The 17184-nt window shown below is 62.7% G+C and carries 12 protein-coding genes and 1 pseudogene; 1 reads left to right on the top strand and 12 read right to left on the bottom strand.

Going from position 1 to position 17184, the window contains the following annotated elements; genetic code table 11:
- Positions 1-108: 108 nt before the first annotated feature.
- Positions 109-2268: a TonB-dependent siderophore receptor gene (locus FPT15_RS11710; protein ID WP_145161062.1), complete on the bottom strand. Its 2160-nt coding sequence runs from the start codon at positions 2266-2268 to the stop codon at positions 109-111.
- Between the two features lie 209 nt (positions 2269-2477).
- On the opposite strand from FPT15_RS11710, the pseudogene FPT15_RS11705 reads away from it, so the two are divergent.
- A pseudogene (locus tag FPT15_RS11705) lies at positions 2478-2730 on the top strand (molybdopterin-binding protein); the annotation flags it as partial.
- A gap of 153 nt (positions 2731-2883) precedes the next feature.
- Here the strand turns inward: FPT15_RS11705 and FPT15_RS11700 are convergent.
- The 11 genes from FPT15_RS11700 to treZ all read right to left on the bottom strand — a co-directional run bounded on the left by FPT15_RS11700 (position 2884) and on the right by treZ (position 17166).
- The gene (locus FPT15_RS11700; RefSeq protein ID WP_372241465.1) at positions 2884-3915 is read right to left on the bottom strand and encodes an alpha/beta fold hydrolase; all 1032 of its coding nucleotides are present in this window, start codon (positions 3913-3915) and stop codon (positions 2884-2886) included.
- A gap of 140 nt (positions 3916-4055) precedes the next feature.
- Entirely contained in the window at positions 4056-4817 is a 762-nt protein-coding gene (locus FPT15_RS11695) for a PIG-L deacetylase family protein (protein ID WP_145161058.1), read from the bottom strand.
- Between the two features lie 178 nt (positions 4818-4995).
- A complete protein-coding gene (locus tag FPT15_RS11690) occupies positions 4996-5655 on the bottom strand; it encodes a glycosyltransferase family 2 protein (RefSeq protein ID WP_145161056.1) in 660 nt (219 codons plus the stop codon).
- On the bottom strand, positions 5652-6251 hold the full coding sequence (locus FPT15_RS11685; RefSeq protein WP_145161054.1) for an SAM-dependent methyltransferase: 600 nt from the start codon (positions 6249-6251) through the stop codon (positions 5652-5654). Before FPT15_RS11685 ends, FPT15_RS11690 begins: the two co-directional genes overlap by 4 nt.
- Positions 6248-7006 (bottom strand): PIG-L deacetylase family protein, encoded by a 759-nt coding sequence (locus FPT15_RS11680; protein WP_145161052.1) that lies wholly within the window; start codon positions 7004-7006, stop codon positions 6248-6250. The genes FPT15_RS11685 and FPT15_RS11680 overlap by 4 nt, the downstream gene beginning before the upstream one ends.
- On the bottom strand, positions 7003-8001 hold the full coding sequence (locus FPT15_RS11675) for an acyl-CoA dehydrogenase family protein (protein ID WP_145161050.1): 999 nt from the start codon (positions 7999-8001) through the stop codon (positions 7003-7005). Before FPT15_RS11675 ends, FPT15_RS11680 begins: the two co-directional genes overlap by 4 nt.
- Before the next feature lies 1 nt (position 8002).
- A complete protein-coding gene (gene glgX, locus FPT15_RS11670) occupies positions 8003-10159 on the bottom strand; it encodes a glycogen debranching protein GlgX (protein WP_145161049.1) in 2157 nt (718 codons plus the stop codon).
- Between the two features lie 133 nt (positions 10160-10292).
- The gene (locus tag FPT15_RS11665) at positions 10293-10562 is read right to left on the bottom strand and encodes a DUF2934 domain-containing protein (RefSeq protein WP_145161048.1); all 270 of its coding nucleotides are present in this window, start codon (positions 10560-10562) and stop codon (positions 10293-10295) included.
- A 24-nt stretch (positions 10563-10586) separates the two neighbouring features.
- The gene (locus FPT15_RS11660) at positions 10587-13343 is read right to left on the bottom strand and encodes a malto-oligosyltrehalose synthase (protein ID WP_145161047.1); all 2757 of its coding nucleotides are present in this window, start codon (positions 13341-13343) and stop codon (positions 10587-10589) included.
- Positions 13340-15424: a 4-alpha-glucanotransferase gene (malQ, locus tag FPT15_RS11655; protein WP_145161045.1), complete on the bottom strand. Its 2085-nt coding sequence runs from the start codon at positions 15422-15424 to the stop codon at positions 13340-13342. Before malQ ends, FPT15_RS11660 begins: the two co-directional genes overlap by 4 nt.
- Positions 15421-17166: a malto-oligosyltrehalose trehalohydrolase gene (treZ, locus tag FPT15_RS11650; protein ID WP_145161043.1), complete on the bottom strand. Its 1746-nt coding sequence runs from the start codon at positions 17164-17166 to the stop codon at positions 15421-15423. Before treZ ends, malQ begins: the two co-directional genes overlap by 4 nt.
- Between the last annotated feature and the right edge of the window lie 18 nt (positions 17167-17184).

The raw sequence follows: 17184 nt of genomic DNA, 5'->3' as shown, positions 1-17184 counted from the left end.
AAGCAGGTATTCGTGTGCTTTTTGATTCAGGGATGCCAGAACGTTATCGGCATCCTTGAACGGGACTTTAAGAACGGCTACCCGAACGGATAGCCGAGGCGATGACGATCAGAAGGTGTACTTGGCGGTCAGCATCATGTTGCGTGGGTTGCCGTACGCGTCACCGCCGTAGCTCACCGAGTTGGCGATGGTCGAGTAGTAGCGACGGTCGAAGATGTTGTTGGCGTTGAGCTGCAGGTCCAGGTGCTGGTTGACCTGGTAGCCGGCCATCAGGTCGGTGACCGCATAGCTGCCCTGTTTGAGCCGGTATTTACTGCCATCCGCGAGGTCAAGGTCGTTGTACATGCGGCTCTGCCAGGAGACGTTGCCGCCCACGCGGAATTTTTCCAGCGGGCCCTGAAGGTTGTAGCGCGTGGTCAGTTTGAACAGCTGTTCTGGCGTGTCGGTGTCGTACTGCTTGTTGACCTTCTGCGGGTTGGCCTCGTCCTTGATGGTGTGCGTACGGGCGTAGGTGTAGCCACCGCCAACCTGCCAATTCTCGGTTAACGCGCCTTGCAGTTCGACGTCGATACCCTCGCTGCGAATTTCGCCGGAGGCTTCGTTGCAGGAGGCCTGCGGGCAGTTCGGCACGAACACTTGCACCGCCCGGTTTTCCTGGTCGACGCGGAACAGCGCCAGGCTCGCATTCAGCGCGCCGCCCAGGTATTCGCCCTTGATGCCGACCTCGTAGTTCTTGCCGACAATCGGCTTGACCGGCTTACCGGACGTGTCCTTTTCACTTTGCGGCGTGAAGATGTCGCTGTAGCTGACGTAGACCGAGTGATGGTCGTCCAGCTCATAGATCAAACCTGCGTAGCGGGTGAGGTTGCGGGTGACATGATAATCACCGTCGCCGTCACGGTTGTCATAGTCATACCAGTCAAGGCGCCCGCCGAGGATCAGCTTCAACGGGTCGGCCAGGCTTAGGCGCGTGGTGACGTAGACGCCATCCTGAGTGGTGACTTCGCGCTGGTTGTCGGTGTGAACAAAGTCCGGCTTACCGGCGGTGAGTGGCCAGTTGGTGTCGTACGGGCTGTAGCTGTGGGTGGTCAGGTCGTAGATGCGCTTGCTGGCGCCCACCACCAGTTCATGGGTACGCCCGAACGCCTGGAAAGGGCCGCTGGCAAAGGCGTCGATGCCGGCCTGGTTTTCATCGTAGGCCGCCTGGTAAACCGTGCGAGCCGGGGTGTTGTTGACCCAGCGCGACTGGTAGGAGCCTGAAAACAACGCGTTCTGTTCGGCGTAGTTGGCGTTGACTTGAAGGCTCCAGTCGTTGGCCAGGCGCTGACGCAGCTCGGCGAACACCGTGTTGATTTCCTGGTCCTTGTTCTCCCAGCGAGTGCCGGGGTTGTAGGAGCGCGGCAGGTCCAGATGATGGCCGTCCTGACCGACCATCGCCGATCCCCAGAAGTAGTTGGTCTTGTCCTTCTGGTTGGAGAAACCCAGGGTCAGGGTGGTGTCTTCGCTCAAATCCGCTTCGGTGACGGCGTAGAACAGGCCGTGATCTTCCTGGACTTTATCGATGAAACTGTTGGCATCACCGTAAGAAGTGACCACCCGGCCGCGCAATGTACCGCTGTCGTTGAGTGGGCTGGAGGCGTCCAGCTCGCCACGGTAATTGTCCCAGCTGCCGGCGGCGCCGGTGAGGGTGACTTTCTGCTCGTCCAGCGGTCGCTTGCGGATCAGGTTGATGGCGGCTGAAGGGTTGCCGGCACCGGTGACCAGACCTGTTGCGCCGCGCACTACCTCGACGCGGTCGAACATGGCCAGGTTCGGCTGGGCGCCGACCGTGACCCCGTTGTAGCCGCTGGGGATGCCGTCATACATCAGGTTGTCGATGTCGAAACCGCGCGAGGTGTACGACTGCCGGCCAGGGCCGCTGGAGAAATTCAGGAACAACCCGGGCGTGGCCTTGACCACGTCGTTGATGCTGGTCATCGCCTGGTCATCCATACGCTGTCGCGTGATGACGGTGACGGCCTGTGGGGTTTCGCGCATCGTCAGTGGAAGTTTGGTTGCCGTGGCCATCGAGCCGGTGGTGTAGGACGGGCTGCCTTCGGTGGTCGCACCAAGTTGTTGCTCGGTGTTGATCTGAGTTGCACCCAACTCGACGACGTCGGCTGGCGGCTGCGTATCGGCGGCGAAGGCCGCTTGTGAGCTGGCAATACAGATGGCCATCGCGATCAAGTTGGGTGAAAAACCTTTACTGCCGTGTTGTTGCACAGACATGAAACCGACTCTCCCGAAAGCGCCGTCCCTAGCGAATAACAAAGATGATGATAATTATTCGCATCAGTGTGTCAGATTGGATCCGAGCAAAAAAGCCTTTGACGTTAAATGCTTAACAAATTTTTCACATTGTCGATGCGGGCTTGTCGCCAGCTCGGGCGACAACAGGTAGTCAATACCAGGCCCAGAATGCCGGCAGACGGGACACTGGAGTTGTTGCCGTGGCACTGATCAAGGCGCCGTGGGTCATGTTGATGACTGACGCGCAACTGCCTGGAAGGCACGGTACTGAGCGTCGACGACGGTGCGGTGAACGCCGAAGTGGTGTTCGAATTGGCCGGTGGTTCGAAGGTTTAGGCCATCGTCACCCGCGACGCGGTGGGGGAGTTGGGTTTGGCGCCAGGCGTCAGCGCGACAGCGGTGATTAAGGCCTCGCACATCATTCTCGGCGTGCCGGCCTGATCAATACACGGTGGCCCGAGTCCATTCGGACCACCGTATTCAATTGGCAACACTGTTCAAGCCAGAGAGTGCCTTTCCCCTACAGCCGCGCGCTGAGCAGCAAAAACACGCCCCGCCCAAGGTCGGTACCCGCGCCAGGTCGTCGCGATAAGGTCACAGGTGATCGGCGTCGAACACGGCCTTGGCGAACGCTGTCGGTGCTTCCTGCGGCAGGTTGTGGCCGATTCCGCCATTGATCAGGCGAAATTGGTACTTGCCGGTGAAGCGCTTGGCGTAGTCCTCGGGTTGCGGGTGCGGTGCGCCATTGGCGTCGCCTTCGAGGGTGATGGTCGGCACGCCGATGGTGGGCGACTGGGCCAGCCGCTGTTCCAGCGCGTCGTATTGCGCCTCGCCTTGCACCAAACCCAGGCGCCAACGGTAGTTGAAAACCGTGATGGCGACGTGATCAGGGTTATCCAGGCTTTTGGCGCTGCGTGCGAACGTGGCCTCGTCAAAGGCCCACTTCGGCGAAGCGGTTTGCCAGATCAGCCTGGCAAATTCGTGGGTGTTCTTCTGGTAGCCGGCGGCGCCGCGCTCGGTGGCGAAGTAGAACTGGTACCACCACTGCAATTCCGCCTTGGGCGGCAGCGGTTGCTTGCCGGCAGCCTGGTTGCCGATCAGGTAGCCGCTGACAGACACCAATGCCTTGACCCGCTCCGGCCACAGCGCCGAGACGATATCCGCCGAGCGCGCGCCCCAGTCGTACCCACCGAGCACCGCCTGCTTGATCTTCAGCGCGTCCATGAAGTCGATCACGTCCTGTGCCAACGCCGCCGGTTCACCGTTGCGCAGGGTTTTATCCGACACGAAACGCGTGGCGCCATAGCCGCGGGCATACGGGATCAACACGCGGTAGCCTTTGGCCGCCAGCCACGGCGCGACATTGGCGTAACTGTCGATGTCGTAGGGCCAGCCGTGCAGCAGGATCACCACCTGGCCGTTGGCCGGGCCAATGTCGGCGTAGGCCACATCGAGCACCCCGGCCTTGACGTGCTTGAGCGCGCCAAAGGCGGACTGGTCATGGCTGGCCGGCGTTGGCGGCTCGGGCATTTCAGCGTGCGCCACGCCCAGGGCGCCGAATGGCAATAAGGCCAATGCCAGAAAAAGCGGACGGTGTTTGGAGCGACGGGTCAACAGAGTGTGCAAGGCGAGCCTCCTGCGGCTGATGGGTGCCTGACACTCAGTTGACCGCTGCGCTGTATCGCGCATGTTTCAGGAACGGTCTCGGGTTAAACGCTGTGTATCGCCACGCCTGCTATACACACTGCGATACATAACCGCCCGCGCTACGCGAACACGATCTCATACGGCTCGCGCATGCGCTCCAGCAGTTCCTGGGCGAGCATCGGCGCGAGCCCGATGGCGGGGTCGCCGACCAATTGGCTGGCGTAGGCATGAGCGGCGTGAAGTTTGCGCGCGACACTCCAGCTGTCCAGACGTACCTTATGCGCCCGCTGCCAAGGCATCATCGCCGCTTCACGCGCCGGACTGTGCCAGGCCCAGATGGGCAGTTCATAAAGCCGCGCGCCGATCAGGCTGCAGGCCTTGGCGCTGGCACGGCCGACGGCGTCGTGATCGTCATTGCCGTCGTTGCGCCACGTGGTGAACACCACGTCGCCCGGCTGCAGGTAACGCGCAATGAACTGGCTCATCGGCTGTTCACTGCTCGCCAGGGCGTCGTCACGAAAACCGCCGCGAATCCACTTCAAGCTGTGCAGCGGCATGCCCAACCGGCGCAACGCCTCGGCGCTTTCCTGGGGGCGAATCACACTCAGGCGGCTCGCCGGCCATGCGTGAGACCCCGGATGGCTGGCGCTGCCATCGGTGATCGAGATCAGCAGCAGCGGGTGCTCCAGAGTACTGAACAGTTGCAGCAGCCCTCCACACGCCAGCACTTCATCGCCAGGGTGCGGAGCAATCACCACCACGCGTGCACCGGGCGGCACCAGCGAAGAAGGAGGGATAGCGGGAATTTGCGCCAACTGTGGCGCGCTGTTCCAGATTTGCGCGGGACCGCGGCGGCCCTCGCTTAAGGAGGCAGGCTTCATGGGTGTCACATCCTTGTCAATTGATGCTGGGCCGTACCCCGTTGACGGGACGACGCTCTTTTTGTTCGCCGCAGACTCCGCTGCGGTGATGCGCGGTACTCCAACCCTGGAATACCGGCAAGGCGCTATCAGCATAGTCAAGGATTCATGGGTTTTACATCGTGAAATGTTGATTTTTTCAGCTGGCCTGCATGAGGCTCTTCAAATAGTCACCAAACCCGCCTTGGGCGCGGCAGTCGAGCCGGCCACTGGTAATCACCTGTGGCCTGTGACTCCAGGCGATGGACGCGCCGCAACGCTCCAGATTGCGCACCAGTTGCACATCTTCGTGGCACGCCAGGGGCTCGAACCCGCCGGCCTGCACATAGGCGCCAGCACTCACGCCCAGATTGGCGCCGTGAACATGGCGATGGCCGTCTCGGGCCTGGTAGGCCTGGGTGTAGCGAATTTTCGCCGCGGGGTCGAAGCCTTCACTCCAGGCATCCACGGTCACGGTGCCGCACACCGCGTCAACACCCAGCGCCAATTGCGCCACCAGCCAGTCAGGGGCGACGCGGCTGTCGGCGTCCGTGCACGAAATCCAGCGTGCACCTTGATTCAGCAAGTGCCGCGCACCCACACCGCGCACCTGCCCGACATTGCGCGCCTGCACGTGCAGGCTGTGCACCGCATAGGCTTGCACGATCGCCGCACTGCCATCGTTGCAGCTGTCGAGCACGGTGAGGATCTGAACCGCTTCGCCGAGCAGCCCCGGATGGCGGGCAGCAACCAGGGCGGCCTTCAGGCATGCGCCCAGCAGCGCCTCTTCGTTATGCACCGGGATCAGAACGCCGATCATCGCAGCCCCTCCAGAGTCGCGACCGAGGTACTGTCGCGACTCCACAGGTCGAGCAGGAAATCACTTTCGTGATGCTGCACCACCGGCGGCATACCCAGCCGTTGCTGCAGCAGGGTATGCACCTGTTCAGCGGTCTGCGGGCACCCTTCAATGCGGGGGCGCCAGTGACAGGCCAGCAGTTGCCCATCTTCGGTCAAGGCGCCAAGGGCGCAGTCGACCAGGCGGTGCAAATCATCGGCATCCAAGTAGTAGCACAGCTCGCTCAACACGATCAGTTCGAACGAGCCGGTCGGCCACTGTTCCGGCAAACGACTTTGCTGCACCTCGGCATGAGGAAACCCCAGCAACCGTGTTTTCGCCAATGCCACCGCGGCACTGGCCGTGTCACAACACACCAGGCGGTCACAGCGCGGCGCCAGTTCGGCGCTCAGCTCGCCGTTGGCGCAACCGGGTTCGAATATCGACGCATAACGCGGGCGGGTCAGCGCCGCCAGGGTCAGCGCGCGTTTGCGCTGCTCGTACCAGCGTTGGCGAAATGCCCAAGGGTCGTCATTGCCGGCAAACAGTTGGTCGAAATACGGCGTGGCCACGCTCATACAAACACCACTTCAAAAGGCTGCAGCAGGCGTTCCACCACATAAGGCGCAAGCACAGGCGGCAGGCCGATCTGCGGGTCGCCCTCCAGCTGGCTGGCAAACGCGTGGATGGCATGCCGCTTACGCGCCACCGTTTCGGGCGTCAGCGGGATTTTGCGCGCGCGGTGCCAGGGCACCTGGCTGTCTTCGGGGGTTGCCCAGTGCCAGGTCCATACCGGCAATTCATACAGGGTCGCGCCGACCGCATGCGCGGCCTTTGCACTGGCGCGGCCGACGGCCTCATGGTCGCAATGCCCATCTTCGCGCCACGTGGTGAACACCACGTCCGTGGGTTTGAGGTAGCGTTGGATGAACGCGCTCAGCTGTGCTTCCTGCGCCGCCACCTGACTGTCGCTGAACCCTGCGCGCAGCCATTTGAGGCTGTGCAACGGCAAACCCAGGCGGTGCAATGCTTGGGCTGATTCCTGCGGGCGCACCACACTCAGGCGCTCCACCGGCCAGCGCTGAGAGCCCGGATGGCTGGCGCTGCCATCGGTCACCGAAATCAGCTGAATCGGCCGGCCGATGGCCGCCAGGCCTTGCAGCAGGCCGCCGCAACCGAGCACTTCATCGTCCGGATGCGGGGCAATGATGACTGCACGATGCCCTTCGGGTACCAACTGTTCGACGCTGATGTGCGGCAGCTCGGCAATGTGCGAGGAGGCTTGCCACTGATGCAGTGGCGTGCCCTGGCCTACGATCGGATTGGGTTTCATAACTGCCACCGCCCTGTGGGTTGCTCAGCCACCTGTTCGCCCAACGCCGCCAGGTCGCGTTCCGCATGGCTCTGGCGCACGTACACCGGCAGGTCGGCCATCAACTGGGCAAAGTGCGGATCCTTGCAATAAGGCCCGGCACCTGCCGCGCGGCCCACATGGTGGATGACCTGCTCGACGGTATCTTCGATGCACGCACGCACCTGCTGCGCCAGCAGCCGTGCATCCGCCCGCGGAGCGCGGTCAACCTGTTCTGCACTGTCACGCAACACACAGGCCGCACTGTTGAGCACGCTGTCCACTGCGCCCAAGTGGGCGAGGGCATGGGGCTCGGGGCGCTTGCTGCATTGCTCGCGCAACACTTCGGCCAGGCGTTGCGCGCCGCCGTACCAGCAGGCGGCAATGCCAATCCCGCCTTGCCAGAAGCCAGGGCGGGACAGGTAATCACCCGGCCCGCCGACGGCAATACCCTTGGCCCCGTCGAACACAATCTCGACGCTGCCAGTGGCGGCCATGCCCACGGCGTTCCAGCCTTCATTGGTGACGGTAATGCCGGGCTGATCCATGTCCACGGCAACCAGTTGCTGACGGTCTTCGTCGTCCCAGGCGGTCAGCAAGCCATGACTGACCACCGCCGCCCCGGAACACCAGGCCTTGCGCCCCTCGACGATCAACCGATGGCCATCACGGTGCACGCGCACCTTGGCTGTCGGCGGTTCGGCGGCCCACATGCCCCACAAGCTGCCCAAAGGCGGCAGGGGGCTGTCGAGTTCGGCGATGATCGCCAAGGCATCGGTGTGGCCTTCGAACAATTTGCACAGGCGCAGATCGTGGCCCGCCACCTGGGCCAGACGACTGAATCGCTCCAGCGTCTGGCCACTGCCGGGTAATGGCAGCTGGTCCAGGCCTTCTTCCTGAAGTGCCTTCAGGGCTTGGCCCAAAGCGTGCGTGTCCGCATAGCCCCGGTAGCTTTGAAGGAATCCATGCAACGCCATTTCACACCTCGTCGTGCTGCAGTTCAAACAGCAACAGCGAGCGGCCGGTGACCGCGTACTCGTGCTCGAAATCAAAGCGCTCCTGGCCGCGCACCGCCGGCTCATTGGTGTCGAGCATGCAGGTCCAGAATTCGCCTTCCGGCACCGGTGGCAGGCGGAAATTGACCATGTCGTGGTGGGCGTTGACCACCAGCAGCAAGGTCGCATCGCCACCCGGACGGCGAATCCCGGTTTCCTGGGCGCGGCCATCCATCAGCATGCCCAGGCAGCGGCCATGGCTGTCTTGCCACTGTTCGGTGGTCATTTCGTTGCCATCCGGCGCCAGCCAGGTGACATCCTTCACCCCGATGTCTTCGTTGTAGTCACCCACCAGGAAGCGTCCACGGCGCAGGATCGGATACGCCAGGCGCAGCTTGATCAGGCGTTTCACAAACTTGAGCAGCGCTTTGCCGTCGTCGTCCAGCTCCCAGTTGACCCAGCCGATCTCGCTGTCCTGGCAGTAGGCATTGTTGTTGCCGTGCTGGGTGCGTGCGAACTCGTCACCGGCGACCAGCATCGGTGTGCCTTGGGCCAAGAGCAGGGTGGCAAAAAAGTTGCGCATCTGGCGCAGGCGCAGCGCGTTGATTTCCGGGTCTTCGGTAGGCCCTTCGACGCCATGGTTCCAGGACAGGTTGTTGTTGCTGCCGTCCTGGTTGTTTTCGTCGTTGGCTTCGTTGTGCTTGTCGTTGTACGACACCAGGTCGTGCAAGGTGAAGCCATCGTGGGCGGTGATGAAGTTGACCGAGCTGTACGGACGTCGACCACGCTGGTTGAACATCTCGCCGGACGCGGTCATGCGTGCAGCGAAGTCTGCCAACTGGCCGTCGTCGCCTTTCCAGAACGCGCGCACGGTGTCGCGGAAACGGTCGTTCCATTCCACCCAACCCGGTGGGAATTTGCCCACTTGGTAGCCACCGGGGCCGCAGTCCCAGGGTTCGGCGATCATTTTCACCTGGCGCAGCACCGGGTCCTGGCGGCAGGCCACGAGGAAGCTGTGGCGTTCGTCGAAGCCATCGCGGTAACGGCCCAGAATGGTCGCCAGGTCAAAGCGGAAACCGTCCACGTGCATCTCGGTGGCCCAGTAACGCAAGGAATCGGTGACCATTTGCAGCACGCACGGGTGGCTCAGGTCCAGGGTGTTGCCGGTGCCGGAATCGTTGATGTAGAAGCGCTTGTCGTCAGGCATCAGGCGATAGTAGGAGGCGTTGTCGATGCCGCGCATGGACAGGGTCGGGCCACGCTCGTTGCCTTCGGCGGTGTGGTTGTAGACCACATCGAGGATCACTTCCAGCTTGGCTTCGTGCAGGTGCGCGACCATTTCCTTGAACTCGGCGATCTTGCCGCTGGCCAGGTAGCGCGGGTCCGGGGCGAAGAAGGCGATGCTGTTGTAGCCCCAGTAGTTGGTCATGCCTTTTTGCAGCAAGTGCTGGTCGTTGACGAATGCGTGCACGGGCAGCAATTCCACCGACGACACACCCAGCTGGCGGATGTGCTTGAGCACATCATCTTCCATCAGCCCGGCGCAGGTGCCGCGCACCGACTCGCCAACCGAAGGATGGCGCATGCTGATGCCGCGCAGGTGGGTTTCATAAATGATCGTGCGGTCCCATGGCACCCGCACCGGCTGGTCGTTGCCCCAGGTGTGCGCCGGGTCGATGACCTTGCACTTGGGCACGAAGGGCGCGCTGTCGCGTTCGTCGAAACTGAGGTCGTCGTCGGGGTGGCCGATGGTGTAGCCGAACAACGCTTCGGACCATTTGAGTTCGCCCACCAGCTGTTTGGCATAGGGGTCGATCAGCAATTTGTTGTGGTTGAAGCGGTGACCATTGGCCGGGTCGTATGCACCGTATACGCGGTAGCCGTAAATCAGCCCAGGGTGGGCGTCGGGCAGGTAACCGTGGAAGGTTTCGTCGGTGTATTCGGGCAGTTCGATACGTTCCAGCTCAACTTCGCCGGTGTCGTCAAACAGGCACAGTTCAACTTTGGTGGCGTTGGCCGAGAACAGCGCAAAGTTGACGCCCAGGCCGTCCCAGGTGGCGCCGAGGGGGAAGGGCAAACCTTCACGAATCCGCGACGGCTCGTTTTCCGGCGTCGGTTGGTTTTTATCTGGTTTGCTCATTGAGTTGCTCCTGCAAGGGTCTTTTTTCGGGCCGAGCGCGACCGTGCTGGCGATCGTTCAGCTGACGCAGTGGATATTCAAAAGGGAACCTCCTGCCGGCAGCGCCGGGAGGAGGCCCGTAAGGTCGTGACGCTTAAGGCTTGGGTTTTTTCGGTGCTGCGGGCTTTTTCGCCACAGGCGGCGCCGGTTTGCTCGCCGCCGGTGCTGGCGGCTTGGCTTTGGGCGCAGGCTTGGGCGCGGTTTTCGGCTTGGCAGCGGCCTTGGGCTTGCTCGGCGTCAGCGCTTCGGCTTCGGCCAGTTTGCGCGCCATCTCCCAGTGGCGGGTGTCCTCTCCGTGGGGCTTGCCCTCGGATTCCCAGATCTGATGCGCCAACTCGCGAATACGTTTGTCTTCAGTACTCATCACAATGCTCCTCACAGAAAAGTTTCAGCTTTCTTGATCATCAGGATTGATAAAGACATTGACCGGGAAATCCCCCAGGGCAGCGCTGATCAACAGCTCCTTGTTTGGTGTGACTGCGCCTGTATGAAAAAGTCCCTTCCAGTTTTGCGTTGTCGCGGCGAACGGTAATTTCACCCGCGTATCGCCCCAAACCTGCGCGTTGATGTGGGGCCGCTCACCGTTTTCCAGCAGGCGATGAGGCCAGCGCGGCACCACCACCAGCAGGCGTTTGCCTTCATGTTCGCGACAGAATGCGACCACGTGTTCTGCGTGCGTGCCGGTGACCTCCAGCGGTGTGTAGCGGCCGCTGTGGAAGATCTCGGGGTTCGCCTTGCGCAACGCCAGCACTTGGGCAATCAGCGCTTGCTTGACGCGCCCGTCGCGCCAGTTGGACAACAGTTCAGGGATGTCCGGCGGTGTGTTTAGCGCTTGTTGCCGTGCGCTGAAGTCCACCGGACGACGGTTGTCCGGGTCCACCAGGCTGAAGTCCCAGAACTCATCGCCCTGGTACAAGTCCGGTACACCCGGCACGGTGATACGAAGCAAGGATTGCGCCAGGCTGTTGACTGCGCCCGCCGCGGCAATCGCGTGAGCGGCATTGCCCAGGGCGGTACGCAAAGCGCTGCCGGCCTCGCTGAGCAACAAGCGCGAGAGAAACGCCTCGACGCCTTGTTCATAAGCCTCGTTCGGCGCGCTCCAGCTGCTTTGCAACTTGGCTTCGCGCAGGGCCTTTTGCTGCCATTGCCAGAGGCGCTGCTGGTAGTTTTCGACGTCCAGGTGCAGGTCCAGCGGCCAACTGCCCAGCAATACTTGATACAGGATCAGCTCGTCACCGGCCGACGGGCTATTGGCATCCTCGCGCAACGGGGCGGCGAGGGTGCGCCAATGCTCAACCTGTTCGACATACCACGGCGCGCATTCACTCAATACCGCCAGGCGTGCGCGGGTATCTTCGCCGCGCTTGTGGTCGTGGGTGGCGGTGGCCAGCAGGTTGTCGGGAAAGGTCTGCAAGCGCTGTTGGTTGACGGTGTGAAACGCCGCCACCGGCGCACTGAACTGCTCGGTGCTGAAACCCACGTCATTGCGCGACAGCAGTACTGCCGAGCGATAGAAAGCGGTGTCTTCCACGGCCTTGGCCGCGGCCGGAGAGGTCAGTTGCTGGAAGCGCACACAGGCATGCTTGAGTATCTTGCGCTCACGCCCGATCGGGCGATGGCGCCACGGCTGGCCGCCCAGCCATTTTTCCAGGTGGTCAAGCACCGGCCAGTCGCCTTCGCTCAAGGTGCTGCGGGCACCGGCCAGGGCTTGCAGGAAAAACACGTCATCGTTTTCGCTGCGGCCACGGGCGCTGATGTAAGTGCGGTACACCGGGAAGTGCACGATCAGCTCCTGCAAGGCGCGGCGGATCGCGCCCAGGGTCAGGTCACGGGTCATCACATCGTCACGGGCCACTTGCAGCAGGGCCTGGGCCACGCTTTCGAAGTCACCGGCCAGCGAGCCATTGAGGATCTGCTGGCGCGCCAGCCAGGCTTCTTCGCTAAAGGCCGCTGGCCGTCCGCTGTGGCGGGTCCACAACTCGGCAAGCGGCTCGAAGCCTTGAGGATCGTGCTGCAGCAACGACAGCTGGTTCATGAATTCGTAGCCGGTGGTGCCGTCCACGTTCCAGTCTTCGCGCAGGGTTTCGCCTTCACCGAGGATTTTTTCCACGAAGATCGGCAAGTGCCGTTCGGGCGCCAGTGAATCAACCCGACGCCGCAACTTGCGGCAGTAACCGCGTGGGTCGGCCAGGCCGTCGATATGGTCGATGCGCAAGCCATCGATCAGGCCCTCGCTGATCAGCTCGAAAATCTTGCCATGGGTGGCCTCGAACACCGCCTTGCGTTCGACGCGCAAGCCGCCCAATTCGTTGACATCAAAGAAGCGCCGCCAGTTGATATCGTCCGCCGCCGTGCGCCAGCTGGCGAGCCGGTAGACTTGTTCTTCGAGCAATTGATGCAGGCGATTGAAACCCTCGGGCTGGCGTGCGTCGAACTCGCCCAGACGTTGCTCGATGGCCTGGCGCACGTCGCTTTCGGTCGCGCGCTCGGCCAGCGCCTGCTTGAGCCAGGCGGCTTCGTGGTAGGCATCGTCCTGACAGGCCAGCGCGCTGAAACGCTCGGCCAGCGGCCGGAGCGGCTCGTCGGCGCCGAGGATCAATGCGTAGTCGCGCGGGCAGATCGGGAAGCGGTGTTCGTAATGCTCGACGTAAAACACCCCATGTTCGGCGTCGAAATGCAGCGTCAGCGTGCCGGCTTGCAGGGCCTCGCCGTAGTCGCTGCCCAAAAACGGCATCAGCAGTTGGCCTTTGAGCAACGGGTCTGGCGAGTGCCACTGAATATCGAAGAACTCGCTGTAGGGGCTCAGGCGTCCCCATTCGAGCAGGTCCAGCCACCACGGGTTGTCCGCGCCACCCACGGCCATATGGTTGGAGACGATATCGAGGATCAGCCCCATCTGGTGTTCACGCAGCGCAGCAACCAGGCGGCGCAAGGCCGGCTCGCCGCCCAGTTCGGGGTTGACGGTCGTCGGGTCGACCACGTCGTAGCCGTGCATGGAGCCGGCGCGGGCACTGAGTATCGGTGAGGCGTACAAATGGCTGATGCCTAGCTGGGCGAAGTACGGCACCAGAGGCACCGCGTCGTCCAGGGTAAAACCTTTATGGAATTGCAGGCGCTGGGTAGCGCGCAGGGGCAGTGCTTTCATCGGTCACGCTCATAGGCTTGGTTACGCGCAACGGCCAGCAGTTCGAGGCGGCGGGCAGCGCCGGCGTTGTCGAGCAGGCTGGCGGCTTCGCCCGGCAGGCGACGGCGCCAATTGGGATGGGTGTCAGTGGTGCCGGGCAGGTTGGCTTGTTCTTCGATGCCCAGCGCGTCTTCCAGCGGCAGCAATACCAGCGGCGCACGGGTATGGCCGAGGTAGCGCACGCTGGCGTCGATCATGTGGTCGGTATCGTTGCGAATTTCATCGACAAAGTTCTGCGGGTCCTGGCTCAAGGCCTGGCGCAGCGCCTGACGTTCGCGCAGGCGGTGTTCGCTCCATTGCTCCACCGTCGGTGCGTCGATCAGGCCGAGCTGGATATTCCACTCGATGTCGCGGCTGTGCCACCAACCGTTGAGGGTCGGCAAGTCGTGGGTGCTGGTGGTTGCCAAGGCGTTGTCCGGCCAGTCGAGGATCGGCCTGAACTGGCCATCGTGATTTTGTTCGAACAGCAGCACGCGCATGCCCAGAATCGAACGCGCGCTGAGTTTTTCGCGCAGGCCGTCGGGCACGGTGCCAAGGTCTTCACCCAGCACAATCGCCTTGTGGCGTTGGGATTCCAGCGCCAGCAGCCGCAGCAGGTCGTCCACCGGGTAATACAGATACGCACCCTCGCGCGGGGAGGCATCCATGGGGATCACCCACAGGCGTTGCAGGCCCATCACATGGTCGATGCGCAGGCCGCCGGCATGGGCGAAGTTGGCTCGCAGCATCTCGATAAAGGCGCGGAAGCCATTGCGTTTGAGGCCTTCGGGGGAAAACGCCGAGATGCCCCAACCTTGACCGGCGCGGTTGAGAATATCGGGCGGCGCGCCCACGGTGAGGTTCGCCAGCAATTCATCCTGGCGGCTCCAGGCCTGGCTGCCGCCGCCGTCGGCGCCGACGGCCAGGTCGGCGATCAGGCCGACGCCCATGCCGCTGCCACGCGCCGCTTGCTGCGCACGCTCCAGGCAACGCGCGATCAGCCATTGGCTGAACGCGTAGAAGCCGATTTCGTCACGGTGCTCAGCGGCGAACTTAACCAGCTCAGGGCTTTGCGGCGTGCGCCAGGCTTCGGGCCAGTGCCGCCAGTCGAGGTCCTCACCTGCAGCGGCGCGAACGGCCTGCACGGCTTCGAAGCGGCAGTGGTTCTCCAGGGCTTCACCGCCGTTCTGGCGAAAGCTCAGGAAATCGGCATGCTGGGGGTGTCCGCCGTGGCGGAAGTCTTCATACAGGGCGCGCAACAGGCGCTGCTTGGCCTTGGCGGCGGCGGGCCAGTCGATCAGCGTGTGCTGTTCCAGCGTGTGCAGTTCTTCGGTCAAACCACAGGCGTCGATGGCATTGCGCACTTCGCGCTCGCCCAGAATGCAGGCAGGCGAGGCGTACAGGCTGTTCAGAAACAGGCGGCTGGACGGCGAGTAGGGGCTGAAGCGCTCGGTGTCGGCGCTGAACATCGCGTGCATCGGGCTGATCGCCAAGGCATCGGCGCCGCGTTCGGCGGCGGCGCGGACCATGTGCTCCAACGCCTGTGTGTCGCCAAAACCGCCGTCGCCGAGACGACGCAGCGCATACAGCTGGGCGCTCAGGCCCCAGGCGCGTGCGGGTTGGGCGTCAACCGCTTCGGCCACGCTGTAGCAATGGGCGGGCGCCACGGCCAGGGTGAAGGTCTGGTCGTCGATGTGCACTTGGTGATAGCCCAGCGCGATGACGCCTGGCAGCACGGCATCACCGTCGAGGCGCAGCTCCAGGGTTTCGCCGGTTTCCAGGCTGACGCGGCAGGGCGTGTCTGCGGCAAAGTAGCGTGCCAGGTCGAGGCCTTCGCCGCTGTCGACGGTCATCAACGGCGGCAGGTGTTTGTCTTGCTGCACCTGTTCGAGTTCGAGCAGGCTGGCGTTGATTTCGGCATCGGTATCGGCCGGGTGGCCCAGACCTTTGAGAACGGCGCGCAGGGCGCCGGGTTTAACATGTTGCGGGCGGCCGTTTGCGTCGATCCAATCGACGGCCAGGCCCGCTCGGCTGGCGAGTATTTCCAGGTTCGCTTCGCTCAAAGGTGCTCTCCAACAGGGGATAGGGCAACGCGTGCGCTGAAGGGCGCCAAATGCGCCCCTTCACTAGCAGGCGTTTCAAATAGCAGGTGCGGCGGCGCGGGGTGATCCAGCGGTTCGGCGCCCAGGTTCAAGTCGATCTGCAACACACTGCCGTTGCCCAGGCGCCAGCGCGCGCTGACGGCGCCTTGCCCCAGTACTTGCGCACCCAAGGCCACGCTGCCGGGCAAGTGCGGCACGATCCGCTGGTGGCGCAAGCTCAACAGTTGGCGGTAGAACTGAGCGTGCTGGTTTTCGGTGAAGGCGGGCGCTGATTGCACAAAGGTGGGCAGGGCGTTCGGGTCGGGAATGTGTTCGCGCCTTTGCGGGTCCTTGAATGCGGCAAAATCGGCAAACTCGTTGCGCCGGCCTTCGCGCACGGCTTCGGCGAGCTCGCCATGGTGATCCGTGAAAAACAGGAACGGTTCCTCGGCGTTCACTTCATCACCCATGAACAGCAACGGAATCATCGGCGACAGCAGCAATAACGTCGTGGCTGCCTTGAGCGCCTGCGGTGAGCACAGCTGATGCAGGCGTTCGCCCAGCGCGCGGTTACCGATCTGGTCATGGTTCTGCAAAAACGCCACGAAGGCGCTGGGCGGCAAGTCCCCACTGGGTTCGCCGCGCTCATGGCCGTGGCGGGTGGTGTGGCCCTGATAGATGAACCCCTCACCCAGGCAGCGCGCCAGCTTTTCGGTAGGGTTTTCGGCAAAGTCGCTGTAATAGGCGTCGGTTTCGCCGGTGAGCAATACGTGCAGCACGTTGTGAAAGTCATCGTTCCACTGCGCGTCGAAATCGTTTTTCAACAGGCTGGCCTGGTTCAGCTCGTTTTCCAGCACCAGCCAAACGTGCCGGCCTGTGTCCACCTGCTGGCGAACACGGTGGGCCAGCTCCTTGAGAAAATCGGGATTGTCGATCGCGTGCACCGCGTCCAGACGCAGGCCGTCGAAGCGGTATTCGAGCAACCACATCAACGCATTGTCGAGGAAGAAGTCGCGCACTTCGCGACGATCAAAATCAATGCCAGCGCCCCAGGGCGTGTGCACGTCTTCTTGAAAGAAGCCTTTGGCGTATTGGCCCAGGTAGTTGCCGTCCGGGCCGAAGTGGTTGTAAACCACATCGAGCATCACCGCCAGGCCGTGTTCGTGGGCGCTGTCGATCAATTGCTTGAGCTGTTCCGGCGAGCCATAAGAGGAGTGTGGCGCATAAGGCAGAACCCCGTCGTAACCCCAATTGCGTTCGCCGGGAAATTGCGCCAACGGCATCAATTCAATCGCGGTGACGCCCAGTTCAGCCAGGCGTGGCAGTTGCGCTTGTACGGCGGCGTAGCCACCCAGCGCACCCACGTGCAGCTCGTAGATCACCGCTTCGTGCCATGGGCGGCCTTGCCATTGGCTGTGGCGCCACTGATAGGCGAGTGGATCGACAACCACGCTCCAACCATGAACATCCTGGGCTTGCGCCCTGGATGCCGGGTCGGGTACATCGTTTTCGCCGTCGATGTTGTAGCGGTAGCGAGTGCCCGCCGGGCACTTTATCTCTACCTCAAACCAGCCATCTGCCTGAGGCAACATGGCGATGGACTTGCCGTCTTCCAATTCAACGCTGACATAAAACGCGTCTGGCGCCCACAGGGCAAAACGCGTGTGTTGCGCGTCCAGCATAATTGCGCCGTGGGGCCAGGTTTCCAGAGTCCGTGACGGCATCTATGAAGCCCTCCCTTG

The organism is Pseudomonas sp. RGB (genome assembly GCF_007713445.1).
GTDB lineage: Bacteria > Pseudomonadota > Gammaproteobacteria > Pseudomonadales > Pseudomonadaceae > Aquipseudomonas.
The sequence above is the reverse complement of the archived record's forward strand: the minus strand, read 5'-3'. Positions and strand labels throughout refer to the sequence as shown.

Excerpts from the sequence above, each read along its gene's own strand:
- FPT15_RS11710 (WP_145161062.1), bottom strand. The coding sequence starts at position 2,268 with ATGTCTGTGCAACAACACGGCAGTAAAGGTTTTTCACCCAACTTGATC.
- FPT15_RS11695 (WP_145161058.1), bottom strand. The coding sequence starts at position 4,817 with ATGAAGCCTGCCTCCTTAAGCGAGGGCCGCCGCGGTCCCGCGCAAATC.
- FPT15_RS11690 (WP_145161056.1), bottom strand. The coding sequence starts at position 5,655 with ATGATCGGCGTTCTGATCCCGGTGCATAACGAAGAGGCGCTGCTGGGC.
- FPT15_RS11685 (WP_145161054.1), bottom strand. The coding sequence starts at position 6,251 with ATGAGCGTGGCCACGCCGTATTTCGACCAACTGTTTGCCGGCAATGAC.
- FPT15_RS11680 (WP_145161052.1), bottom strand. The coding sequence starts at position 7,006 with ATGAAACCCAATCCGATCGTAGGCCAGGGCACGCCACTGCATCAGTGG.
- FPT15_RS11675 (WP_145161050.1), bottom strand. The coding sequence starts at position 8,001 with ATGGCGTTGCATGGATTCCTTCAAAGCTACCGGGGCTATGCGGACACG.
- glgX (WP_145161049.1), bottom strand. The coding sequence starts at position 10,159 with ATGAGCAAACCAGATAAAAACCAACCGACGCCGGAAAACGAGCCGTCG.
- FPT15_RS11665 (WP_145161048.1), bottom strand. The coding sequence starts at position 10,562 with ATGAGTACTGAAGACAAACGTATTCGCGAGTTGGCGCATCAGATCTGG.
- FPT15_RS11660 (WP_145161047.1), bottom strand. The coding sequence starts at position 13,343 with ATGAAAGCACTGCCCCTGCGCGCTACCCAGCGCCTGCAATTCCATAAA.
- treZ (WP_145161043.1), bottom strand. The coding sequence starts at position 17,166 with ATGCCGTCACGGACTCTGGAAACCTGGCCCCACGGCGCAATTATGCTG.